20 protein-coding genes and 1 pseudogene are annotated in these 23,726 nt (G+C 73.8%); 8 read left to right on the top strand and 13 right to left on the bottom strand.

Annotated elements, in window-relative coordinates; genetic code table 11:
- Positions 1-46: 46 nt before the first annotated feature.
- The gene (locus ELY19_RS18780; protein ID WP_227966955.1) at positions 47-916 is read left to right on the top strand and encodes a MetQ/NlpA family ABC transporter substrate-binding protein; all 870 of its coding nucleotides are present in this window, start codon (positions 47-49) and stop codon (positions 914-916) included.
- Here ELY19_RS18780 and ELY19_RS18775 read toward each other — a convergent pair.
- The 4 genes from ELY19_RS18775 to ELY19_RS18760 are packed head-to-tail and all read right to left on the bottom strand — an operon-like array spanning position 849 to position 4,544.
- Positions 849-2,027 carry a cation:proton antiporter gene (locus ELY19_RS18775; protein WP_126197576.1) on the bottom strand — a complete coding sequence of 393 codons (1,179 nt, stop codon included), beginning with the start codon at positions 2,025-2,027 and terminating at the stop codon, positions 849-851. The genes ELY19_RS18780 and ELY19_RS18775 overlap by 68 nt on opposite strands.
- Before the next feature lie 10 nt (positions 2,028-2,037).
- Positions 2,038-2,550 carry a hypothetical protein gene (locus ELY19_RS18770; protein ID WP_126197575.1) on the bottom strand — a complete coding sequence of 171 codons (513 nt, stop codon included), beginning with the start codon at positions 2,548-2,550 and terminating at the stop codon, positions 2,038-2,040.
- 34 nt (positions 2,551-2,584) lie between these two features.
- Complete coding sequence (locus ELY19_RS18765; protein ID WP_126197574.1) at positions 2,585-3,724, bottom strand: alpha-hydroxy-acid oxidizing protein; 1,140 nt, start codon at positions 3,722-3,724, stop codon at positions 2,585-2,587.
- A gap of 22 nt (positions 3,725-3,746) precedes the next feature.
- Entirely contained in the window at positions 3,747-4,544 is a 798-nt protein-coding gene (locus ELY19_RS18760) for an alpha/beta fold hydrolase (RefSeq protein WP_126197573.1), read from the bottom strand.
- A gap of 76 nt (positions 4,545-4,620) precedes the next feature.
- On the opposite strand from ELY19_RS18760, the gene ELY19_RS18755 reads away from it, so the two are divergent.
- Positions 4,621-5,064 carry a flavodoxin domain-containing protein gene (locus ELY19_RS18755; RefSeq protein WP_126197572.1) on the top strand — a complete coding sequence of 148 codons (444 nt, stop codon included), beginning with the start codon at positions 4,621-4,623 and terminating at the stop codon, positions 5,062-5,064.
- An 81-nt stretch (positions 5,065-5,145) separates the two neighbouring features.
- Here ELY19_RS18755 and ELY19_RS18750 read toward each other — a convergent pair whose 3' ends face one another.
- Genes ELY19_RS18750 through ELY19_RS18735 form a run of 4 tightly spaced genes read right to left on the bottom strand, consistent with a single transcriptional unit; the run spans position 5,146 to position 8,273 of the window.
- A complete protein-coding gene (locus ELY19_RS18750) occupies positions 5,146-5,643 on the bottom strand; it encodes a DUF4395 domain-containing protein (RefSeq protein WP_126197571.1) in 498 nt (165 codons plus the stop codon).
- Positions 5,644-5,700: 57 nt separating this feature from the next.
- On the bottom strand, positions 5,701-6,135 hold the full coding sequence (locus ELY19_RS18745; RefSeq protein ID WP_164711651.1) for a MarR family winged helix-turn-helix transcriptional regulator: 435 nt from the start codon (positions 6,133-6,135) through the stop codon (positions 5,701-5,703).
- Between the two features lie 8 nt (positions 6,136-6,143).
- Positions 6,144-7,703 (bottom strand): flotillin family protein, encoded by a 1,560-nt coding sequence (locus ELY19_RS18740; RefSeq protein WP_126197569.1) that lies wholly within the window; start codon positions 7,701-7,703, stop codon positions 6,144-6,146.
- A 42-nt stretch (positions 7,704-7,745) separates the two neighbouring features.
- A complete protein-coding gene (locus ELY19_RS18735) occupies positions 7,746-8,273 on the bottom strand; it encodes an NfeD family membrane protein (RefSeq protein WP_164711650.1) in 528 nt (175 codons plus the stop codon).
- 115 nt (positions 8,274-8,388) lie between these two features.
- Between ELY19_RS18735 and ELY19_RS18730 the strand changes: the two genes are divergently transcribed.
- Complete coding sequence (locus ELY19_RS18730; protein WP_126197567.1) at positions 8,389-9,762, top strand: MFS transporter; 1,374 nt, start codon at positions 8,389-8,391, stop codon at positions 9,760-9,762.
- Positions 9,752-10,168, top strand: a complete 417-nt coding sequence (locus ELY19_RS18725; protein WP_126197566.1) for a MarR family winged helix-turn-helix transcriptional regulator — start codon at positions 9,752-9,754, stop codon at positions 10,166-10,168. Before ELY19_RS18730 ends, ELY19_RS18725 begins: the two co-directional genes overlap by 11 nt.
- On the opposite strand, the gene ELY19_RS18720 is transcribed toward ELY19_RS18725, so the two are convergent.
- Positions 10,109-11,623, bottom strand: coding sequence for a DUF4407 domain-containing protein (locus tag ELY19_RS18720; RefSeq protein ID WP_164711649.1), 1,515 nt, complete (start codon positions 11,621-11,623; stop codon positions 10,109-10,111). The two genes, ELY19_RS18725 and ELY19_RS18720, sit on opposite strands and share 60 nt — an antisense overlap.
- Positions 11,624-11,795: 172 nt before the next feature.
- Between ELY19_RS18720 and ELY19_RS18715 the strand changes: the two are divergent.
- The 4 genes and pseudogenes from ELY19_RS18715 to ELY19_RS18700 all read left to right on the top strand — a co-directional run bounded on the left by ELY19_RS18715 (position 11,796) and on the right by ELY19_RS18700 (position 14,294).
- Positions 11,796-12,085 (top strand): annotated as a pseudogene (locus ELY19_RS18715) (YiaA/YiaB family inner membrane protein).
- 66 nt (positions 12,086-12,151) lie between these two features.
- Positions 12,152-12,790 (top strand): TetR/AcrR family transcriptional regulator, encoded by a 639-nt coding sequence (locus ELY19_RS18710; protein WP_126197564.1) that lies wholly within the window; start codon positions 12,152-12,154, stop codon positions 12,788-12,790.
- Positions 12,787-14,013: a glycosyltransferase gene (locus ELY19_RS18705; protein WP_126197563.1), complete on the top strand. Its 1,227-nt coding sequence runs from the start codon at positions 12,787-12,789 to the stop codon at positions 14,011-14,013. The genes ELY19_RS18710 and ELY19_RS18705 overlap by 4 nt, the downstream gene beginning before the upstream one ends.
- A gap of 11 nt (positions 14,014-14,024) precedes the next feature.
- Positions 14,025-14,294, top strand: coding sequence for a F0F1 ATP synthase subunit C (locus ELY19_RS18700; protein ID WP_126197562.1), 270 nt, complete (start codon positions 14,025-14,027; stop codon positions 14,292-14,294).
- 39 nt (positions 14,295-14,333) lie between these two features.
- Here the strand turns inward: ELY19_RS18700 and ELY19_RS18695 are convergent, their stop codons facing one another.
- The 4 genes from ELY19_RS18695 to recC are packed head-to-tail and all read right to left on the bottom strand — an operon-like array spanning position 14,334 to position 23,714.
- Positions 14,334-15,182 carry a hypothetical protein gene (locus ELY19_RS18695; protein WP_126197561.1) on the bottom strand — a complete coding sequence of 283 codons (849 nt, stop codon included), beginning with the start codon at positions 15,180-15,182 and terminating at the stop codon, positions 14,334-14,336.
- A 38-nt stretch (positions 15,183-15,220) separates the two neighbouring features.
- The gene (gene recD / locus ELY19_RS18690; protein ID WP_126197560.1) at positions 15,221-17,038 is read right to left on the bottom strand and encodes an exodeoxyribonuclease V subunit alpha; all 1,818 of its coding nucleotides are present in this window, start codon (positions 17,036-17,038) and stop codon (positions 15,221-15,223) included.
- Complete coding sequence (locus ELY19_RS18685) at positions 17,035-20,385, bottom strand: UvrD-helicase domain-containing protein (RefSeq protein ID WP_126197559.1); 3,351 nt, start codon at positions 20,383-20,385, stop codon at positions 17,035-17,037. Before ELY19_RS18685 ends, recD begins: the two co-directional genes overlap by 4 nt.
- Positions 20,385-23,714, bottom strand: a complete 3,330-nt coding sequence (recC, locus tag ELY19_RS18680) for an exodeoxyribonuclease V subunit gamma (RefSeq protein ID WP_126197558.1) — start codon at positions 23,712-23,714, stop codon at positions 20,385-20,387. Before recC ends, ELY19_RS18685 begins: the two co-directional genes overlap by 1 nt.
- Positions 23,715-23,726: the final 12 nt, after the last annotated feature.

Raw genomic sequence — 23,726 nt, 5'->3', positions numbered from 1 at the left:
CCGCAACCCTTTCCGTCGCCGACGCGGCGCAGCAGAGTGGATCGTCGTGAAACGAACGGCTACCGCCATCCTCGCAGTCCTGCTGTCCCTCGTCGCGGTCGGCACCACCGCCTGCTCGAGCGGCACCCCGTCGAACGAGATCAAGCTGGGGGTGGTCGACATCGGCAAACCCCACTGGAAGGTGTTCACCGATGTCGCCGCGGAACACGGTTTCAGAGTGAAGCTGGTGTCCTTCGCCGACTACAACGCCCCCAATCCCGCCCTCGCCGATGAATCCATCGACCTCAACCAGTTCCAGCACGTGCGCTACCTCGCGGCGTACAACATCAAGAACAGCGTCCGGCTCACCCCGGTCGGCGCCACCCAGATCTACCCGCTGCAGCTGTACTCGAAGCGGCACCGCTCGATCGACGCGCTGCCGCAGGGCGCCACGATCGCCCTGTCGGACAACCCCGCCAACCAGATCCGCCCCCTGCTCAGCCTCAAGGCCGCGGGCCTCGTGACCTTCCGCGACGGTGCCGGCACCTGGCAGTCCTCGCTGTCCGACGTCGACCGGGCACGGTCGAAGGTCACGCTCGTGACCCTGGACCCGACCCAGATCGGCCCCGCTCTCGACAGCGTGGACGCCGGGTTCGTGGACGACACCTTTGCGGTGAAACTCGGGCTGACGAGCAAGGACTCGATCTACACCGACGACCCGCGGCGTCCCGATCTGGCGCAGTACGTGAACATCTTCGCCGCGCGCGAGAACGATCCCCGGATCGGGGACTACACGGCGCTCGCGGCGCTGTACCACGACCGGCGGGTGCACGACGCCGTCGTCGAGGACTCCGGCGAGAAGGCGATCTTCACGACGGAGACGCCGGACGCGCTCCGGACGACGCTGGCCCGGGTGGAGCAGTCGCTCCGGAGCTAGCGGCGGGGCCGGCGGCGAGGGACACCCCGCCGATGGTGACGAGGGCGCCGAGGATCAGTGCGGCGCCCTCGCCCGCGGCGAACAGGTGCATCTGCTCGCCGACGGTGACCGCAGCCACGGGCACCCCGATCTGTGCCGCGGCCAGCACGCCCAGTGGCACCGGCAGCCCGGCGAACCGCATCGCGACGTGCGCCGCGATCGCACCGAACCCCAGGGCGAGCCCCAACAGGATGAACGACGGGTGCGCGACGAGGTCACGCAGATTCACCCGGGCGCCCAGCCAGACGAAGAACAGCGGCGCGAGGAAGCCCTCGCCGAGCGCGAAGAGTTGTGCCGCCATCCGGCGCGGCTCCCCCACCGCGGAGACGGCCAGGCCCAGAGCGAAACCGGCCAGCATGACCGAGACGTGCATCGTGGTCGCGATCGCCGCGAGCAGGAACAGCGCCACCAGGCTGATCCGCAGTTGCAGCGCGAACTCGCGCTCCTCCGAGAACCGCTCGATCCGGCCCCGGAGCCCGCTGTTCTCCGACCAGCGCAGGAGCAGGTACAGCACGAACGCCGCGCCGCCCACCGCGAGTGCCCCCAGGGCCGCCCGGCCCGCCGTGGGCGGGTCGATGACCAGGGGCAGCGCGACCACGCACACGGTGTCGGCGATCGCGACCTGCGCCGTCAGCGCCAGCACCGGCCCGCCGGTCAGATGGTTGGCGTTGATGACCGGCAGCACCACGGCCGCCGACGACGACGCCATGAGCACCGCGTACAGCGCGGCGTGACCGGTGCCGAAGGCCGCCGCCAGCCCGGTGCCGAGGACAGCGGCGATGACGCCGACCGCCGCCGCGCGGATCGCGCCCGAGCCCAGCGCCGCCCGCACCGCCGGATCGCGGACCGGGACGTGTGTGCCGGCGACGAACATGACGATCGCGAAGCCGATGTCGGCGAGGAACGCGAAGGTCGGCTCGGTGGCGTCGAGCACCCGGAATCCCGTCGCCCCGAAGACGACGCCCGCCAGCATCGGGCCGAGGATCAGCGGCAGGTGCCAGGAACGCTTCGCGGCGAGCAGCGGCCCGAGCAGGCCCAGCGCCGTGATGAGCGCCAACGTCGAGAACGTCATTGCAAGGACGCTACTCCGCGCGAGCCGCCCAGTACCCCCGAAGTTCCTGCTCCGACGCCGATTTCACCACCAGCTCCCCGTCCTCGTCGTCGAGGAGGCACACGATCTCACGCGGGAACGCGTCCTCCGCGATCAGCTCCGCCTTCGCTCGGCGCATCGCGCCGAGCAGCGCGTACCCGTAGCGGGCGTACGCCGCGTCCCACGCGGCGTCGTCGAGTCCCTCCACCGCGTCGTTGAGCCGGTCCTGCCAGCCGTCGAGCGGCGGCCGCTCCGCCCAGGCGTCGTCCGAGCGCGGCCACGCGGGCGGATCCCAGAGCTCGCGCGGCGGCACAGATTCGACGGTGCCCAGCGCCGGGTGCGGCAGCCGGATCACCGAGCCCTGCTCGGCGTAGAAGGCGGTCAGGGCGTACGCGTAGGGCAACTCGCCGTCGGCCTGGTAGACGAGCGCCCGCGCGACGGTCCGCAGCTCCGCGCACACCGCGTCCTCGAAGCCGAACCAGTCGAAGTCCGCAGCACCGGTCACCGATCCGGCCCGCTCACTGCGCTCCCGGCGCCGCTCATCGTTTGACGACGTGCAGGTCGGCGAGCGTGGTCAGGCAATCCGCGGCCATGGTCAAGTCGGCCTCGGCGAGCATCGACCGGAGGACGTGCTCGACTCCCGCCGCACCGCCCAGGGTGAGCCCGTAGACGTAGGGGCGCCCGATGCCCGCGAGCGTCGCGCCGAGGCCCACCACCCGGAGGATGTCGACGCCGTCCCGGACGCCGCTGTCGAAGGTGACGGGAAGGCCCGCGTCCAGGACGCCCTCGAGGTGGCCGATCGCCGGGAGCCCGCCGTTGGCCTGCCGGCCGCCGTGGTTCGAGCACGCGATCGCGTCGACTCCCTCCGCGGCCGCCTTCCGCGCGTCCTCGGCGTGGCAGATGCCCTTGAGGATGATCGGCAGGTCCGTGACCCGGCGGATCCGCGCGACGTCGTCCCAGGAGAAGGTGGGCTTGCTGAACAGGGAGGACCAGACGATCCCCGCGTGCAGCGGCGGCGGGTTCTCGACGCCGCACAGCTCGATGAACCGCGGGTCGGACAGGTAGTTGGCGAGGCACCGGCCGCGCAGGAAGGGGATGTAGCCGTTGCGCAGGTCCCGCGGACGCCACCCCAGGCTGCCGGTGTCGAGGGTGATGGTGAGCGCGTCGAAGCCGGCCTTGTCGGCCCGGCGCACCAGGTTGTCGGTCAGCTGATCGTCCTTCGTCGGGTACAGCTGGAAGGCGGCGAAGGAGTCGCCGCGGGCGTCGGCGATCTCCTCCAGCGGCGCCTCCGAGAGCGTCGAGTACATCGCGGCGACGTTCAGGTTCGCGGCGGCGCGCGCGACCTCGAGGTCGCCGTTCTCGTGGACGAGGCCGTTCACCCCGACGGGGCAGAGGATCACCGGGGCGTCGAGCTCCGCACCGAGGAAGGTCGTCGACATCTCGCGCACGCTGCGGTCGCGGAGCATCCGCGGGACGAAGCCGTAGCGCCGCAGCTCCGAGACGTTCGCGTCCTGGGTCGTCTCGTCGCCGGCGCCGCCGCGCACGTAGTCGAACAGGGAGTGGTCGAGCACCTGCTGCGCCCGTGCCTCGAGGTCGCCGAAGGTGTAGGGGAAGTGGCGGTGCTTCGCGAGCAGCCCTTCCGCGTAGATCCCGTCCTGGAAGCTGCCGTAGTCCGCCATGCGTGGACGGTAGCAGTGGCGCTCAGGGCGCGGTGAGGAAGTCCAGGGCGTCGGCGGTGGCCGCCGGCTCCTGCAGGTGGTATCCGTGCCGCACACCGCGGTACACGCGCATCCGGGCACCGTCGATACCGGCGCGCAGGATCTCGGCGTTCTCGGCGGGGCACATACGGTCGTCGGCGCCGTGCAGCACCAGGGTGGGCGCCTCGATCCACGGCAGGGCCGCTGCTGCGTCGTGATCCGTGCTCGCGGCGAAGTGTGCGCGCTGGGCCGGGAGCGACCGCGGCTGCGCGAGGATGGCCTCGGCCGCCTCGGGATGCGCGGCGAGCCAGTCGGGCGTGAAGAACAGCTCCAGCAGGGCCTGCCGGTCCGAGCGGACGAGGATCCGGAGCACCTCGCTGGGGCGCGCGACGCCGTGCGCGTCTCCGACGGTCGTGGCACCGAGGATCAGCCGCCGCACCCGGGCGGGGTGGTCGGCGGCGAGCCACTGCGCGGCGCGACCGCCCATGGAGAAGCCGTACACGTCGACGGCCTCGCCGATCGCGCCGTCCGCGCGCGCCGCATCGAGAACGGCGAGGGCGTCGGCGGCGCAGTCGCGGGTGCTCCACCCGCGGGGGAAGGCGTCGTCGCTCGCCCCGATGCCGCGGTGATCGAAGGTGATGACGGGGCCGGCGGCGCGGAAGTCGTCGACGAGCGGCGCCCACGACGATCCCGCGAGTGCCTGGCCCGCGACCAGCAGCACCCCGGGGCCGGTCGCGCCGGTCGCCGCGGGGTGGACCTCGTAGGCGAGCCGGGCGCCGTCGACCAGGGTTGCGTGAGCCATGGCGGCAAGCCTAGGAGGTCACACCGACGGGACGCAGCTCACGGTGCGAGGTGAGCCTTGGCTAGAATCTCCTCCCATGTCTGTTCACATCTTCTACGGTTCCTCGACCGGCACCGCCGAGGGCGCAGCGAACGCCATGTACAACGTGTTCGCCAAGGCCGGCTCCGTCGAGCTGCACGACATGATGGACGGCGAGATCGACGCGCTGGATCCCGCGGACTTCCACGTCTTCTCGTGCGCCACGTACGGCGAGGGCGAACTGCCCGCCGGCACCACCGAGTTCTTCGAGGATCTGCTCGAGGCGGCCCCCGACCTGTCGGGCCTGCGCTTCGCGGTCTTCGGGCTCGGCGACACCATCTACGTCGACACCTACAACGCCGCCGGCAAGACGATCGTCAAGCACCTCACGGGGCTGGGCGCCACCCAGGTGGGCGACCGCTTCGAGCACGACAACTCCGGCACCGACGATGTGGACGAGAAGGCCGTCGAGTGGGCCGAGGAGATCGTCGGCCTGATCTGACGTCCCGCCGAGGGACGGCACCCTGACAGACGAACGCCGCCGCGGAGCGATCCGCGGCGGCGTTCCTTCGTTCGAGGGCCGCTAGTGCGGCACGGTGAGCGTCGGCGGCGCGGTGTTCACGCCCGCGCAGGCCTCGCACACCGAGGCGGGGATGACGCCGCGGCGCTGCAGCCACCCGAAGACGATGCAGCCGAGGCACACGCCCGCCGCCGATTCCAACAGCGCGGCCACCACCAGCAGGCCGAGCACGACCTGGGCCGCCACGTGGTTCCCGGTGAGGAACAGCGCGAGCGCGACCGTCGAGAAGACGAGGCCGATGGTCTGCGCGAACCGCTTCGGCGGGCCGGGCACCAGCTTGGCCGGGCCGAGCTTCGGCGCGATGACGTGCACGGACAGCCGGCCGAAGGGCGAGTAGCGCGGGCCGCCCGCGACGCGCAGCGCGAAGCCGAGGGCGAGGGCGGCGTAGAGCCACCACTGCCCGGCGACGATGGTCACCACCGCGAGGACGACCACGAGGCCCGCGGTCGCGCGGGCGGCGTACTCGTTGACCGGGTTCGGGAAGGAGAAGAGACCACTCACGCGGCTGAGATTATCGCCGCGCCGGGCCGCCGCCCAGGGTTGCGCTCGCCGTGATTCTCATGCGGGTGGATCCTCCCCCGCGGCCAGCCTCAGGAGCAGGGGCACGGCATCGCGCAGCCGGGCGGCCTCGTCGGCGGTGAGCTGCGCACTGCCGGTCTCGACCAGCCAGGCGTCCTGGGCGGCGTCGCGCGCGTGGAGCACCTCCCGGCCCCGCGCCGTCAGGGCGACGGGCCGCCGGCGCGCGTCGGAACCGTCCGCGTCGTCCTGGAGGAAGCCGCGCCGACGCAGGTCGGCGACGGCGGCGGACACGTTCGATCGCCGCATCGCGAGCCGGTCGCCGATCGCCGTGGGGAAGGCGTCCGCGCCGAGGGCCTCGACCGTGGCCAGCACGAACAGTTCGGAGCCGCGGAGCCCCGCGGCGGGCAGCTGCCGGAGCCGTTGCTCCAGCAGGCCCACCGCGAGGCGGAGCGCCTCGGCGTCGCCGGGCTTCACGGCGACGGTTACTCGTCGCCGACGGTGACCGGCGCCTCGGCCTCGGCGGCCGGAGTGCCGACGACGGATGCGGCCTGCGCGGGCGCGTCACCGTCGAGCAGCTTCGACAGGTCGATGCCCTGCGTCCGGAGCGCGGAGACGATGGACGCGATCGACTGCGCGGACAGGCCGAGCAGGCCTCCGGTGGCGTCGTTCTGGCCGCCGCCGATGATGTTGATGCTGTCGATCGCCGCGGTGGCCTCGGACTGGGACCGGACCGCGCCCTCGATCGTCGCGAGCACCTGCGGCACCAGCAGCAGGCGCGCCGCGTCGGCGCTGTACTTGTTGAAGGCCTCGGCCTGTGCCTGCTTGCCCGCCGCGTCGGCGCGCAGCTCGGCCTCGAGGGCCTCCGCCGCGGACTTCCGGGCCGTCGCCTTCGACTCGCCCTCGAGCCGGATGGACTCGGCGTGCACCTCGGCCTGCGCGAGCTTGCCGGCCGCGTCGGCGCGGAGCTCGGCCTCGACGGCGGCGGCGGCCGACTTGCGGGCGTCGGCGGCCGATTCGCCGTCCAGGCGGGTCGAGTTCGCGCGGGCCTCGGCGGTGAGGATCGCCGACTGGCGTTCGCCCTCGGCGCGGGTGATGGCGGCCTGTCGCTGCGCCTCCGCGGGCGCGATCACGTCGGCCTCGAGCGCGGCCTCGGCCTGCGCTCGACGCTTGCGCTCCACCTCGGTCCGGGCCTCGATCCGGGCGGCCTCGGCCTCCTCGAGCGCGATGCCGACGTTCTTCTCCGCGCGGGCCTTCGCGAGCGGCCCCGCCTGGTCGGCCTCCGCGTTCTGCGCCTCGGTCTGGGCGCGGAGCTGGGCGATGCGCACGTCGCGGCTCTGCTGGGCCTCGGCGATCGCGGTCTCGGCCTCGGTCTGCGCGATCTCGCCGGCCCGGCGGGCGTCGGCGGACCGGATGAGCGAGTCCCGCTCGGCCTCCGCCTTGCCGATGTCCGCGTCGCGCTTGACCTCGGCGATGCGCTTCTGGCCGAGCGATTCGAGGTAGCCGTTGCGATCCTCGATCCCGGCGATCTTGAGGATGTCGACCTCCATGCCGATGCGGGCGAGGTCGCCGCCCGCCTCCTCGACCACGCCGCGGGCGAGCGCCTCACGGTTGCTGTTGAGGTGCTCGACGGTCATGGTCGCGGCGATGCCGCGGAGGCTGCCGGCCAGGATCTCGTTGATCTGGTTCTCGAGCTCCGCCATGTTCGCGGTGAGGAACCGCTGCGCGGCGGTGCGGGTCATCTCGTCGGTGGTGCCGATGCGCACCAGGCCGACGGCCTGCAGTTCGACGGGGACGCCGTCGATGCTGCGGGCGTTGTTGAGCGCGATGCGCACTTCGAACGGGCGCAGCGGCATGTAGTCGACGCGCTCGAGCCCCGGCACCTTGAACCGGGCGCCGCCGCGCACGACCTTCATCTCGCCGCGGCCGGTGAAGATGGCCACCTGGTCGGGCGGCGACTTGATGTAGTTGTGGAAGAAGATCCACAGGGCCAGCAGGATCACGATCACCGCGGCACCGGCCGCGATGAGGATCGATACGGTCATTGATTCCCTCCCTCTGCCGGGCGTCCGGCCCGGCGCTTGTGATCAGGCCTGAGTCTTGAGCGGCTGCACCACCAGGCGGTCCCCGTCGACGTCGACGATCAGCACCTGCTGACCGTCGGGCGCCGAGGCGCCGGAGTCGACCAGCACGGCGGTCGTGGTGGCGCGCACCGACTCCGAGTCGATGTAGCTCACCCTCCCCCAGCCGCCGGCGGGGATCTCCATGCTGAGTTCGCCGATCGTTCCGACCGCGGCGCGGAGCCCCGCGACGGTGCCGGTCTGCGCCCGGCGCATCGCGCGGAGCACCAGCATGAGCAGGCCGTACGCGGCGACCCCGGAGGCGGCGGCCGCACCCACGACGACGGGCATCGACAGCGACGTCCCGGCGGAGAGCGGCCAGCCCACCACCCCGAAGACGCCGACGGCGGCGGCCAGTGCGGGCGCGCTCAACCAGGGCAGGCCGGCGTCGGCGCTGCCGACCTCGACTCCCCCGATCTCGAAGTCCCCCAGGATCAGTGACGCGATCAGGACCAGGATCCCGACGACGGCACAGACTGCGAAAGCGGTAACCACGGGCGCCTCCTCTGCGCTCGGATCTCCTATTTGCAGTATAGCAAACATTGCGTACGAGGCGTGCGCACTCTCGACACACTTCCCATCCTATTAGTTGTGAACATATAATCCTTGTATGCCTACAAGTAATTTGGGGCCGGGCGCTCTCCGCGCACTCGTCCTCGTGGCCTGCAGCCTGAGCCTGCTGATCTCGTCGATGGACGTCACGATCGTCAACGTCGCCCTCCCCGAGATCGGCCGGCAGATGGCCGCGTCGATCACCCACCTGCAGTGGGTCGTCGACATCTACACGCTCACACTGGCGAGCCTGCTCGTCCTCTCGGGCGCGACCGCCGACCGCTTCGGCCGGCGCCGGGTCTTCCGCATCGGGCTCACCGTCTTCGCGGCGGGGTCCCTGCTCTGCAGTCTCGCGCCCACCGTCGACGTGCTCATCGCCGCCCGCGGCATCCAGGCGGTCGGCGGCTCGATGCTCACCCCCGTGGCACTGTCCATCGTCACCGCCGTGTTCACCGAACCCGCCGAACGCGCCCGCGCGATCGGTCTGTGGGGGGCGGTCGTCGGGGTGTCGACCGCCGTCGGGCCCCTCGCGGGCGGTGTGCTCATCGACACCCTCGGCTGGCGGTCCGTGTTCTGGATCAACCTCCCGATCTGCGCCGCCGCACTCGCGCTCACCTACGCCGTGGTCCCCGAGTCCAAGGCCGCAGTGCCCCGCAGCATCGATCCGCTCGGCCAGGTGCTGGCGATCGCGGTCATGTTCACGGCGGTGTTCGGCCTCATCGAACGGGCGCCCCTGATGTTCGCCCTCACGACCGCAGCCCTCGCCGCGTTCATCGCACACGAGCGGCGGCACCCGTCGCCGTTCATCGACCTGCGCTTCTTCCGCAGCATCCCGTTCGCGGCGGCCACCCTCACCGCCGTCTCCGCGTTCGCGGGATTCGGCGCCTTCCTGTTCACGATGTCGCTGTACCTGCAGAACACGCGGCACTTCTCCGCCGTGCAGACGGGGCTGATGTTCCTGCCCATGGCGCTGTCCGTGCTCGTCGCCTCCCCCGTGTCCGGGCGACTCGTGGCACGGTTCGGGCCGCGCCCGTCGCTGCTCGGCGCGGGTCTGCTGATGACGTGCGCCGCACTCGCGCTGACCACCGTCGACGCGGGCACGCCCGTACCCGAACTGGGGATCGTGTTCGCGGTCTTCGGCATCGGCTTCGGACTCGTCAACGCGCCCATCACGAACTCCGCGGTCAGCGGAATGCCACTGGACCGGGCCGGCGCCGCGGCCGCCGTCGCCAGCACGAGCCGGCAGCTCGGCGTCAGCCTGGGCGTGGCGCTCTCGGGGCTCATCGCAGGCGCCCCGCTGTGGTGGTCCGTCGCGGGCTTCGCCCTGGTCGTCGTGGCGCTCGCCGTCGTGTCGACGGGTGCGCGCGCCGAACGCTCGCGCGCGCGGATCGCCCCGCTGCTCGCGTCGAAGGAGACGGCCGATGTCCACTGAGACCCCGGACGAGGTGTGGAGCCTGCTGGTGCACGCCGTCATCGACAGTCGCTCGGACTGGCGCCGCGCGGTCGCCGAGCGCACCGGCCTCCCCTTCAGCCGGCTCCGCGTCCTCAAGCGGCTCCACCGCTACGGGCCGCTCACCCTCAAGGAGGTGGCCGCGCTGGCCGACATGGACGCGCCGGCGGCCACCGTCGCCGTCAACGACCTCCAGGCGCGCGGGCACGTCGAGCGGTCCGTCTCCCCCGCGGACCGGCGGGTCAAGGTCGTGACGATCACCGACGCCGGCCGCGCCGTCGTCGACGCCATGGCGTCGGTCGAGGACCCGGCGCCGCCGGCCATCCGGTCACTGGCTCCTGCGGAGCTGGCCCGGCTGGCCGAGCTCGCGCGCTCCCTGGCCGGGTAGCGCGTCGACGCTCTCGTGCGCCACGTCGAGCGGCTCCTCGGCGGCCGGCGCGGTCGCATCCCGCTGGACGGCATCGCCCGACGGTGCCGGCACGCTCTGCTCGACGGTGCCGACGACCACCTTGCGCGTGCGGCGCATCGCGAAGGTGACCTCCTCGACCTCCTCGTACGACTGCTGCACCGTCCGGGTCGCACCGCCGGGCAGGACGCGCGCGACGATCGGCGGCATCAGCGGCCGGACGAAACCCGCGATCGTGCGCGCGGCCCCGTCGATGACGGGCGGCACGAACGGGTTCGGCTTGTGCTCGGCCGCGCGGGCCGGCACCGCCGGGGCCGCCTCGGCGACCCGCGCGGGCAGGGTGTTCTCGTCGCTCACGGCGGGCTCCTCGGCGGGCTCGGGGGTCTCGTCGGTCGCGCCGACGACGGGCAGCGGCCCGGTCGGCGTCTCGTCGGCCGGGGGCTGGCCGGGGGCGCGCAGGCTCGCCGCCTCCGCGGCGGCGGCGATGGGCAGGAAGTCGTCGTGCACGGCCGGGATCTCCTGTCGGTAGAGTCGCGCGGTCACCGCGACCGGTTCGAATCCGGCGGCCTCCAGCGCCGCGGCGCCGGCCGCCGCGCCGTGGGCCGGAAGCATCTCGGTGGGCGGGTCGTCCGCGAGGGCGAGCTCGACCCGGCGCTCGTGCTCGCGGCGCTCGATGGCCAGCCGGGCCGCGGAGGCGAGTCGCTCGCTCTCCAGGTCGCGACGGTGCCGGATGTCGCGAGCGGTCTCCCCGCGCCACAGGCGCAGCAGCAGGGGTAGGAGCGCGATCAGGATGGACACCAGGTCGATCCCGATCCGGAGTGCCGCGGCCGAGAGCGACTGCGCCGTCACGCCGTTCAGCGCGATCCAGCGTGCGCCCACGCCGTCGTCGACGCGCGCCGCCGTCGTCCGGGCGGCGGCGACCTCGGTCCGCGCGGACGCGATGCGCGCGTCGCGGCCGGGCGCGTCCTTCGCTCGCGCCGCGGTCGCACGGTCGAGGTCCGCCTGGGCGGAGGCGAGCCGCTCGTTGGCGGACCGGCTCTCGGGGCCGCGGCCGGGCACACCGGTGATCGACGTCTGCGGACAGGCGGGGCCGGGACGATACTCACAGCGGGCGACGACCAGCGCCTGGTCGCGCCGGCCGGAAGCCTCGGCGACCGCCGCGTCGAGCGCGGCGCGGTCGGCGCGGGCGGCGTCGAGCTCCGCCTGCGCGGCGCGGACCTCGGGGGCCGCGACAGCACCCCGGTCGGCGTCCGTCCGCAGCCGATCCTCGATCGCGCCGTTCAGCGCGAGCATCGACACGAGCTCCCCCACGACGAGTCCCACCACGACGCAGACCAGGAAACGGCTCGGCAGCGCTGCGCGACGGCCAGGAGCGGCGACGGTCACGCAGACCGCGGCGCCGACCAGGAAGGCGAGCACAGCGAGAGCCGGGATCATCGTCGTGCCGCCTCCCTCTGCGATAGAACTCCGTCGAACTCCTCTCACAGAGAATCGCAGCCGGGAACCCCTCGCGCCCAATCGTGTGGCCGCTTTCACAGGATCAACTACCTCCTCGGGTCGGGTAGTTCTACTCATCCGCCACCGCCACGCGGGGCGGCACGCTGACACCATGAACACGATCACCCCGTCGCCCAAGCCGACCACCGCATTCTTCGTCCAGTCCGCGATCGCCTTCGCCGTCTCCTCCGGAAGCCTCCTCATCGGCGCCTTCTACCTGCCCGTCGACACGTGGCAGCGCGGCTTCCTCCTGGTGGGGCCCTGTTCCTCATCACCAGCACCTTCAACCTCGCGAAGGTCATCCGCGACCAGCAGGAGGCGAACAGCGTCCGCGTGCGCGTCGACGAGGCGCGGATCGACAAGCTGATGGCCGAGCACGACCCCCTCCGAGGCGTCGCCTGACGTCCGCACCGGGACCGATCACGGAGGAGCTGGACATCTCTAGACCGGTCGGTCTATGTTTAGACCATGCGGTCTAGAGATACGTTCACATCCGAGCAGCGCCGCGCCCAGCTCGTCGACGCGGCCATCACCGTCATCGCCGAGAACGGCTATCCGGCGGCGTCGGTCGCGAAGATCGCCGACCACGTCGGCATCGCGAAGTCCGTTGCGCTCTACCACTTCCGCACCAAGGACGAGCTCGTCGCCGCCGTCACGACGGCGGTTTTCACCGCGGCGGCCGGGTACATCGTGCCCGCGATCGCCGCGGCGGAGACGGCCGCCGGCAAGCTCACCGCCTACATCCGCAGCAACGCCGCCTTCCTCGCCGAGCACCGGGCGGAGACCGTCGCGCTGCGCGAGATCGCGACCACCTACCGCTCGGCCGAGGGCCGCCGGTTCGACGACGCCGTCACCGCGGACGCCGCCGCGAACCCGCCGCAGGGCGACCTCGCGCTGCTCGATCCCGCCGCGATCTTCGCGCTGGGCGTCGAGACCGGCGAGTTCCGCGCGGACCTCGACCCCGTCCGGGCGGGTTCCGCCCTGCGCGGCGCCCTCGACGGCGCCGCCACCGACCTCGCGCGCCTGACGGCGATCGGCGTCGCCTACGACCCGGTCGCGTACGGCGAGACCCTGGTCGAGATCTTCACCCGCGGGGTGCGGGCGTGAGGACCGCGATCCTGGCCTTCGGCACCCGCGGCGACGTCGCCCCGCTCACCGGCCTCGCCCGGCGGCTCCGGTCAGACGGGCACGACGTGGTCCTCGCAGCACAGGAACCGTACCGGGCCGAGATCACCGGAGCGGGCGGCGCATACGCACCGCTGCCCGGGGACATCCGCGAGGCGACGCTCGCCTCGCCCACCGCGCAGGCCCTTGTCGACGGCACGAGGATGCGCCCGTCGAAGGACACCCTCGAGGAGATGCGCGAGGAACTGCGCGGAGTGGGGCAGGCCATGGCCGCGGCCGGCGACGGCAGCGACCTCGTGCTGCTCGAGGGCCCCGTCGGCGCACTGCTGGGGCGGCACGTCGCGGCCGCAATGGGGGTGCCCAGCGCCGGCGTGATGTTCCAGCCCGCCTCCCCCACCGGAGATTTCAGCCCGCCCGCGCTCGGGATCCGTTCGTACGGACGGCTCGGGAACCGCCTCGTCTGGTGGGCCGGCGGCTTCGCCGAGCGCGTCTACGCGCCCGTGATCGCCGAGCTGCGACGCGACCTCGGCCTGCCGGCGAAGCCCGGACGGGCCGAGCGAGCGCGGCACTGGCCGGTGCTCTATCCGTTCAGCGAGCACGTCCTCCCGCGACCCACCGACTGGCCCGCACACCTGCGCGTCACCGGCTACCTGCGCCCCGAGCCGGTGGGCCCGCTCGCGCCGGACCTCGACTCCTTTCTCACCGACGGTCCGCCGCCCGTCGCCGTCACCCTCGGCAGCACTGCGACGGCGAACGGCGCGGCGCTCTCGCGGATCCTCGCCGAGGCCACGGCGGCGGCCGGCGTGCGCGCCGTCGTCCAGCGCGGCTGGGCGGAGCTCGAGCCCTCGGGCGAGCACCTATTCGTCGTCGATGACGTGCCGCACGCGCTGTTGTTCCCGCGCTGCGCCGCCGTGATCCACCACTGCGGCGCCGGGACCACCGCCGCGGCGCTGCACGCGGGGGCACCGTCGATCCCGGTACCCGGGATCATGGACCAGCCCTTCTGGGCCCGCCGCTTGCACCTCCTCGGCGCGGGCACCGAGCCGATCCCCCGGCACGCGCTCACCACCGACGCGCTGGCGGACGCGCTCCGCACCGTCGGGCGGCACCGACCGGCGGCCGAGCGCCTGGGCGCGGACCTGCGCGCGGAGGACGGCGCCGCCCGCGCCGCCACGGCGATCACCGACCTGTTCCACCGCAGTTGAGGAGAACCGTCATGGCCGATCAGAACCTCGCGAACGCGATCATCACCGCCGGGGCGCTCGCCGGGGGCGGGCTCATCATGGCCGGCGGAGCGATCGGCGCCGGCATCGGCAACGGCACCGCCGGGGCGAAGCTGGTGGAGGGCATCGCACGCCAGCCCGAGGCGGCGTCCCGCCTGCTCCAGCCCTTCTTCATCAGCGTGAGCCTCGTCGAGGCCGCGTACTTCATCAACCTGGCGTTCATGGCGCTGTTCGTCTTCGCGACACCGGTCTTCGCGGGCTGAATCCGCGCCATGAGCCCCGCGCGAGCTGCGGCGCTCCGGCTACAGGACGGCGGCGAGGTCCGCGCGGAGCGAGTCCAGCGCTGGGGTCGCACGCGGGGTCATCGCGCGCCAGGAGTCGAGGATGCGCAGGCTCTGCCCGGCGTGCCGGACGAAGTGGTTGCCCGCGAACTTGGGGAAGTCGAAGGGGACGCGCCGGCACAGCTGCCGGAGTGCAGCCCGGGCGACGAGAGGCGGCGGCGCGAACGCCGGGACGCCGACGTCCGCGCGCATCGCCTCCGCCATCGCCCGCCCCGGGCGTTGCAGCCGCCGCAGGAACGTCGGCCAGTCGCCGCCGACGATCGCCAGCTCCGCGGCGTACGGCACCATCGCCGCCCCGACGGCCGCGACGGTCTTCGCCGGCGCGCGCCCGATCACCTTCGGATGCTCGGCGGCGAGCCGGCGCGGCAGGTCGCGCGCGGACCCCTCCACCGCGACCGCGGCGAACGGGGGTGCGAGCGGCGGCACCCAGAACTCCGCTCGGGTCTCCGTGCCGCGCGATGTCGCGAACGACAGGAGGCCCGGCGCCAGCGTCGCCACCTCCGCGCCGGCGAACATCCGCTGCGCGATCGCCGCGTCACCGATCACGGGGCTCGTCACCCCGATCGCGGCGGGGCGCGCGGCGACCAGCGCCGCCGCCACCTCGTCGTCCAGGTCGCCCGGCGCGGACGTCAGGATCAGCAGGTCGACGGTGCCGGGCTCGACGTCGGCGTACCGGACGACCGGCACGTGCGAGACCACGCCGCGGGGATCGACCGCGGTGAGGATCACGTCGTCGCGACGGGACGCGGCGCGGACCTCGGCCCGCCCGTCACCGGTGCCCGCGAGGAGCGCGCCGGCCGCGGCGGACACGGCCCCTGCTCCTTGGATGAGGACGCGCCCGCGATCGGTCATACCCCAGCGTCACCCCGGAGGCCGCTCGCCCGCAACACCTGCCGCTCGACGCCGGCGCGCAGAGCGTCCTCCCCTCCGACGAGCCGGACGCGTTGCCGGGCACGCGTGATCGCCGTGTACAACAGCTCCCGCGTGAGCAGCCGCGAATCGGCGGGCGGGATCACCACGGACACCGCCTCGTACTGGCTGCCCTGGCTGCGGTGGATCGTCATGGCGTAGACGGTGCGCACGGCGACCAACTGGTTCGGGTACAGCAGGGCCACGTCGCCGCCGCGGGCGAACGCGGCCCGCAGGTCCGACGCATCGCCGTCGTGCGCGATCACGACGCCCACGTCGCCGTTGTAGACCTTGGTGTCGTAGTCGTTCGCGGTCACGAGCAGGGGCTGACCCGCGTACCAGCCGGCCGAGCCGCCGCGGACGCCCGCCCACTCCTCCGCCAGCTGCGCCCAGCGCGTGACGCCCGACGGCCCCTCGGAATGAGCGCACAGCACCCGGTGCAGCTGCACCCCCGTCGCCGCCTCCGCGGCGAGACCCCGTTGCGCCGCGCCGACGGTGACCGCGCTCGCCCGCTCCACGTCGGCGCGCAGGCCCGCGAGATCGTCGGGCTCGCACCACTCGATCGCGCCGTCTCCGCCGGCGCGGGCCAGCTCGACGACCCGGTCGGCGTCGCCGCGGCGCACCGCGTCGGCCAGCTCGCCGAGCGCGCCCGTGAACCGGCGCCCCCGCCGCAACCGCACGACGCCCCGGCGAGCGTCCGCGAGCTCCGCGTCGTCGATGCCCGCCTCGTCGCCGCCGGGCCGGGCGGTCTCGTCCGCCAGCAGCGCCTCCAACTCGGGCGACGGCGCCGTCGTCACCCCGCGCGCGACCAGGTCGCCGAGAACCGCGCCCGCGTCGACCGAGGCCAGCTGGTCCGGGTCGCCGACCAGGATGAGGCGCGCTTCGGGGCGCAGTGCCTCGAGCAGCCGACACATGATCGTGAGCGAGACCATGGACGTCTCGTCGACCACCACCACGTCGTAGGGCAGGTGGTTGGTCGCGTCGTGCCGGAACCGGCTGGCGTTGCCGGGCTTGAAGCCGAGCATCCGGTGGATCGTCTGGGCGGGAATCTCCCGCGGCAGGCCGAGCGTCGCGCCCTGCGCGCGGACCTCGCCCGCGAGCTGCGCCGCCGCGCGGCCGGTGGGCGCGGCGAGACCGACCCGCAGCTCGGGTCCGTGCTGGTCGAAGAGCAGCGCGAGGATCCGGGCGACGGTGTAGGTCTTGCCCGTACCCGGGCCGCCCGCGAGCACGGTGGTCTGGCCGAGCACCGAGGCTGCGGCGGCGAGCCGCTGCCGGTCCGGCCCGGGCTCGGGGAACCGTGCGAGCAGGCCCGCGCGCAGCCGCGCGGCGTCGACGCCGGGGGCGGCCCCGGCCCGGGCGTCGAGGATCGCGCGGACGGTCTCCTCCTGCCGGTGGTACCGGTCGAGGTAGAGCAGCTCGTCGCCCACGAGGCGCAGCGGCCGGAGTGGGCCCGACGCGGCTCCCACCACGAGCGGGCTGCGCCGCAGGCCGTCGAGCACCGCCGCATCGTCGGGCCAGGGCAGCGCCGCCACGTCGACCTCGCCCTCGCCGTCGACCGCCACGTCCCGCAGGCGCGAGAGTTCGAGGCACACCGAGCCCAGCCGGACGGCACGGGTGGCGAGCGCGGCGGCGAGCAGCACGGCCTCATCGGACTCGCCGCCCAGCCGCCCCAGCGTGGCGGCGACGTGCACGTCGGCCGGGCCGAGCACCCCCGCCGCGGCGAACGTCTCCAGCAGCGTCGGCTCCGTCGTGGTCATCGCGTGCCTCCCGCCAGCGCGTCGGACACCTCGACGACCAACTCCGCCGGGGGGTGCCACTCGAAGACTCCGGCGCCGGGCGGCGTCTCGGGGCCGATCATGGCCCGCACGAAGTGGTACTGCACCACCCCGAGGTGGGTCCGCGGCGCGTACCCCGGCACGCGCCAGGACAGGAACCGATGCAGCGCCACCGAGTACAGCAGCGCCTGCAGTACGTAGTGCGAGGAGATCATCTCCCGTGCCATGGCCTCCGCGGTGTAGTCGGCGGTGGTGAGGTCGCCCCGCGCGAGCCGGTTGGTCTTGTAGTCGACCACGGTGAACCGGGGGCCGTCGGGCGTCGCGATGCGCAGGACCGAATCGATGCTGCCCGTGAGGTAGCCGCGCAACGCGGCGCCCGGTACCTCCCGCAGCCGTTCCGCGTACGGGGCGAGCGGGTCCCCCGGCGGCAGGTGCTCGTCGAGCAGGTCCGCGATCGTCGACAGCGTGGCCGCGGGCCCGTCGCCGCCGAGCGGCAGCTCGAAGTCGAGCTCGGCGAGGTGATCGCCCGGTGCCACCTCGGCGAGCGTCAGGTGCGCGAGGTCGCCGGTGCCGAGCGGCGTGTGCAGCACCGCGACGAGCGCCGCGGCCACTTCCTCCGGATCGTCCGCGGTGGCGCCGTACTCGGCGGCCTCGCGGCACCGGGTGAGCACCTCGGCCGCGAGGTCGGGGGCGCCGGTGTCGACGTGCTCGAGGATCTCGTGCACGAGGGTGCCGAAGACCGCACCGCCCGACAGGCCGTTCATCCGGGACGACGGTGCGCCCCCCGCATCTGCGGGGGCGTCCATCGGCTCCTCGGTCGGCTCGTCGTCGGTGGCCGGTTGTTCCGGTTCGCTTCCGGTGTCGGGCGCGGCCTCCGCCGGGCCGTGGGCGGCGTCGGCGACCAACGCCGAGTAGCTCGTGCGCCGCCACGTGGGATCGATGCGGCGGCTCGCGCGGGCGAGCTCGAGCGCCGGGTACGCGACATCCTGCGGGCGCCAGGCCGCGGGCCGCGGCGCGGCGAGGTCGACCGCCTCGATCGAGACGGCCGCTGCGATCGGCGCCGCCCATTCCCGCAGCTTCGGGCCCACGTCGGCGTCGCGTGGGATCGGTGCCTGGGCGGCGGGGACCCGTCCGCCGCCCACGTCGGAGAACAGGAGGCGGTGCAGCGGCGAACTCCGCGTGGTGGTGCCGGGCGCCCACCACAGCACCAGGCGGGACTGCGCGCGGGTCGCACCGACGTAGAGCAGGCGCAGTTCCTCGCCCGCCGCCTCCTGCTGCGAGACGGCGTACCGCTCCGCGAACCCGGGCGCGTACTCGCCGCCGACGTCGATGAGACGATCGCCCTTCTGGTCGTGGAAGACGAAGGTCTTCTTGCCGCCGAAGGAGCCGTCGTCCCAGCCGAAGGGCAGGTAGACGACCGGGAACTGCAGTCCCTTGCTCGCGTGCACGGTCATGAGCTGGACCGCGGCGGTGTCGGTGGCCAGGCGCCGTGCGGGGTCGGCGGTGCCGCCGAGGCCGGGATCGGCGATCCGGTCGGCGAGCCACCGGGTGGCGGCGGCGAGGCCGAGCCCGAGGGTGACGGTGGCGTGCTGCACCAGTTCGGCGACGTGCCGCAGATCCGTGAGCATCCGCTCGCCGCCGGCGCGGCCGAGCAGCCGCTCGTCGAACCGGGAGCGGGTCGCGAGCGCATCGAACATCGCCGCGAAGCCGGAGCGCGCGAAGATCCCGGCGAGCGTGCGCAGCCGCCCGCTGATCGCGGAGACCAGCTCGTCGCCGCGCTCGTCGAGATCACGCGCGGTGAACTCGAACAGCGGCGTGAGCGCGGCGAGCCGGGCGCGATCGCTACGGCCGGGGTTCTCGAGCGCTTGCAGCACCCGCAGCCAGTCGACGGCCGCCGCCGTGGTGAACACGCTGGCGCCGCCCGCGGCCACGGCGGGCACGTCGTACTCCTGCAGCAAGGACTGCAGCTCGGCGACGTGCGCGTTCTTGCGCACGAGCACCGCCACATCGCCGGGCCGCAGCGCGCGGCTCTCCCCGGGCGCCGTCTCCAGCTGCTCGCCCGCGGTGAGGGTGCGGGTGATATCGGCGGCGACGTCGCGGAGAACGACCGGCCGCACGTTCCGCACGTACGGGATCCCGGACTGGGTCTTGGGCCCCACACCGTTCGAGCCGAGGTACCGCAACCGCAGAGGTGCGCCGCCCGCGAGCCGGGACGTCGCGCGATGCGCCTCCACGGATCCCGCGACGATGAGCGGGTCCCCGAACGCCACATCCCCGTAGAGGTGCTGCAGCGCCCGTACGAGGGGCGCGTCCGACCGCCGGTTCACGTCCAGTTCCCGCTTGACCGTTCCGTCCAGTCGGACGGCCCTGAGGTAGCTGGTCACCTCCGCGCCGCGGAACGCGTAGATCGCCTGTTTCGGGTCGCCGACCAGGACGAGCGTGCTCGCGCCGTGGAAGGCGTCGTGCAGGATGTCCCACTGCACGGGGTCCGTGTCCTGGAACTCGTCCACGAGGACCACCGAGTAGAGGGCCTGCAGCCGGGCCCGCGCCCGGTGCCCGTGCACGAGGTCGGTGAGGGCGTCCCGCAGGAGGCCCTGCAGGTCGTCGTAGTCGCGGAGCCGGCCCATGCGCTTGCGGCGGTCCACCTCGCGGCGCACGATCCGCGCGTACTCGACCCGGAGCCCGGTATCGGAGCCGGGCTCCGCCTCGGCCGGGGTGATCGCGGCCCGCGGGTTGGCGACCACGGTGCGCGCGTAGATCAGTGCATCGGGGAGCGGGAAGGGTGCGCGCTCGCGGCCGGCGAACATGCCGAGGTAGACGTCCTCGGCGACCTCCTGCACCAGGTCGTCGACGTCCTCGACGAAGACGGCGCCGGGCTCGAGATCGCCCGCGAGGCCGAGGGCGTCGAGCATCCGCTGGCAGAAGCCGTGCGTGGTGGTGATCGTGGCCGCGTCGAAGTCGGAGAGGGCGGTCACCAGCCGGCGGTGACGGACGGCGACCTCGGCGGCGTCGCCGGTCGCGAGGTGTCGGATCAACTCGTCGTCCGACGCCGCGGCCGCTGCGGGATCGCGGAGTGCCCGCTCGACGGACAGCAGCCGGGACCGGGCGCGCTCGCGCAGCTCCTGGGTGGCCGCGCGGGAGAAGGTGATGAGCAGCATCTCCCCGAGTTCGGCGACGCCCTCGGCGACGTACCGGGCCAGCAGCCCGACGATCGCGTAGGTCTTGCCGGTACCCGCACTCGCCTCGAGCACGGTGGTGGTGGGCCCGGCCGGGAGCGGGCCGGTCAGCTCGAACGGAGCGGCACCCAGGACCGGTTCGCGCGGGCTCATCAGGTCATCTCCTCGTGCGTGACGATGGGGACCCACAACCGGGCGGCGAGCGCACCGAACCGGGTGTTCGCGCGGGAGAACGCCGCCTCGTCCCCCACCGGTGGCGTGAGTGCGTCCTCGAAGGCGTTCTCCCCCAGGGCGTACCGGATCGATCTGTCCTGGCCGTCGCCGAACGTCCCCTCGAACTCGGCGCGCGCCGCATCCAGCGCCTGGTGCGCCGGGGCGCCGGCCGCGCCGCGTTCGACGTACACCGCCGATGCCGTGGGGAACAGCGGCAGCGGCTCGCGCAGCCCGCGGTCCCGCAGGTCCACGAGCGTGCGGAGCACCGCTGCGGGGTCCGGCGGCACCCGCAGCCGGGATGTGAGCACGCCGCGGAACCGGGCGCGACCGATCGCGACGGCGGACGCGCCGTCGTGGCCGGCCCCCGCGAGCGCCAGCAGCGCGATCCACGCGGCCACCCGGTGTTTCGGGGCGAGACGGGAGAAGGAGGCGCGCACCACCCCGTCGGGCCGGACGGACGGCACCGAACCGACCAGCCTGCGCCCGTCGCCCACGTCCACCGCGACGTCGACGGTCGTCGCGGCGCCCGTCATGAGCGGACCCGCGACGCGGGCGAGCTCATCGACGGTGGCGCCGATATCGCCCAGCACCGCCGAGCCGAGTGCGAACGGAGGGAGGGTGCCGCGCCGGACCTCGGCGGCGGCGAACTTCTCCGGCGGCACACCGGCCAGCGCGGAGGCGAGCATGCGCTCCCCGATGTCCCACTTCTGCAGGCCGTCGGGCGCGATGGTCAGCGCCTCGGCGAGGTCGTCGTCCGCGTCGGGAACGCTGAAGCCGAGGCGCTGCCGCAGGAAGGCCTTGACCGGGTGCTCGCAGAACCGGACCAGTGCGTCGAGGTCCACATCCTCGGTCGCCGCGGCGAGCAGCGGCGCAGCCAGGAAGGGTTCCGGCGGGTCCGGCGGAGTGAGGGCGGCGACGGCGCCCGCATACGCCGCCGGGTCGAAGGAGAAGGGTGCGCCCCGGCCGAACGCGTCCGGGTCGAAGTTCACCGGGTCGAAGGGCTGCAGCGGATGCCGGAACTCCAGGCCGGCGGCGGCCTGGTCGGCGAGCAGCGCCCGCGCGGCGTCCCGCAGCTCCGAGGCGGGCACCGCGGGGGGCCGCCGCGTGCCCTTGACCGGGTCCGCGCCCGTGTAGAAGACGAGTAGCCGGTCGGTCGCGCTGGTGACGGCGTCGAGGAAGAGCTCGCGGTCCTCGGCACGCGGATCCCGCTCCCCGGCGCAGGGCGTCCGGCCCAGGACGTCGTCGCCGGAGTAGCGGGTGGATCGCGGGAAGACCTCGTCGTCGAGGCCGAGCAGCACGACCACCCGGTGCGGTACCGAGCGCATCGGCACCAGCGTGCACACCGTGAGCTCACCCGTGCGGAAGTTCGCCCGGGTCGGCTTGGCGGCGAGCCGCGCGGCGAGCATCGCCCGGACCTCGGTGAGCGTCAGGTCCCGGTCGGCGCCGTCGCGCAGCGCGGCGGTCAGTTCACGGCCCGCCTGGGTCACCTGCCAGGAATCGGCGGCGGGCACCGCGCCCACCTCGCCGACCAGCCGCTGCAGCGACTCGGCCCACGCACGGGCGGGCCGCCGCCCGCGGCTGTCGGCCGCCGCGCGGGTCAGCACGGCCTGGAACTCGGCGAACCGGCCCACGAGGTCGATGTCGGTCGAGTCCACGTCGTCGAGCGGCAGCCCGAGACCGAGCCACTCCCCCGACGATTCGTCGGCGACCACGCCGAGGACGATGCGGTCGAGGGCCGCGGCGAGCGTGTTCTGGGGGAATCCGCCCAGCCCGTACCGCTCGCGGCCGGCCGCATCGAGACCCCAGCGGGCGCCCGACGGACCGGCCCACGCGCGCAGCCGCTCGATGTCGGAGTCCCCGAACCGGTACCGCCGGCGCACCGGTTCCGTCGCAGCGAGGTCGAGCACCTGCGCGACCGTGGCGCGCCCGTCGGCGATCTCCAGCACGGTGACCAGGGCGTCGAGCAGCGGGTTGGTGAACCGCAGCGCCCGGTCCGCGAGCCGCACCCGCAGCCGCTGCCCCGGATGCACCTGCTCGCCCGCGGCGAGCGGCTCCGGCGCCGCGGCCCCCGCGGCGGCCTGCCCGAAGGCGGAACGGATCAACGGCGCGTAGGTCTCGATGTCCGGACAGCTCACGAGCACGTCACGGGGCTCCAGCGTGCGATCGTCCTCGAACAGCCGCACCAATCGCTCGCGCAGCACCTCGATCATGCGGGCCGCGCCGTGGCAGGCGTGGAACTCGAGCGTCCCGTCGGGCACGTGGTCCCCGATCAGCGGCGCGTCGTCGGCGATCGAGGCCTGCAGGGCGCCCAGCAACGTCGGGGGCCGGGCGGGGGCGGGGTGGTGCACGTCGGCGTCCGCGATCGGGGCGACGCGCTGTTGCAGCTCGCGGGCCTCGCGCCCGAGCGAGGCCAGAAGCGGGTTCGCCGCCGCGCCGGCAGCGGTACGGGGTGTAGGCGCGGGGACCACGTCCGCCCGCGGCGCCGCCCCCGCGGAGCGCGCGGACCAGAGCGCCGGGCTGGGGTGCGGCAGCCACAGGTGCACCGCGCGCCCTGCGGCCAGTGCCGAGAACACCGCGATCTGGTCCGTGGGGAGCCGGGTGGCACCGTAGACGGACAGCCTGCCGGGCAGGTCGACGAGGCCCGGCTCGTCGCGCAGCCGCGCGCACGCCCCGTCCAGGCGCTCCGCGGGGCTGGGCACACCGGCGAGGTCGCGGACGCGTCGGAACAGCTCGGCCTGCCAGCGAAGGTCCTCGGGCAGCTCGCCGCCCAGGCCGTCGGTGTCCCTGCCGACCGCCCAGTCGGCCAGCATCCCGGGCCGGTTCGCGCCGTACGCACGCAGCAGCCCCGCCAACAGGTCGGCCGTCGGGTACCGGCGGCGCGGACGGTGTCCGGGCTGCTCGGCCCACCCGCCCGGCCGGGTCACGCCCAGGTGCCGGGCCAGGACCGCCCCGCCGGGTTCGAAGGCGAGCGCATCGATCGCGGTGAGCACCAGCCACACGAGACGCTCACCGCGCCACGGATCCTCGTCGGGTGCGATGCCCGAGGCGGCGCCCACCGCGTCGGCGACGAGCGCTGCGGGCGTGGGGAAGTCGATGTTCGCGGCGATCCCGAGCCGCGATGCCAATCCCTGGACGATCCACCGTTCGACGCCGCGGGCCGGGACCGCGATCAGGTCCGGGACGAACGGATCGGCGTCGGGCACCGCGAGGACCTCCGCGAGCGCGTCCAGGAGGACGTCGCCGCGCTCGGAGCGGTGCACGGTGAGCATGGGGGCAGTTCT

It is taken from the genome of Tsukamurella paurometabola, assembly GCF_900631615.1.
In the GTDB taxonomy this organism is placed as follows: domain Bacteria; phylum Actinomycetota; class Actinomycetes; order Mycobacteriales; family Mycobacteriaceae; genus Tsukamurella; species Tsukamurella paurometabola_A.
Note: the sequence above shows the minus strand (reverse complement) of the source record. Positions and strands in the feature narration are given on the sequence as shown.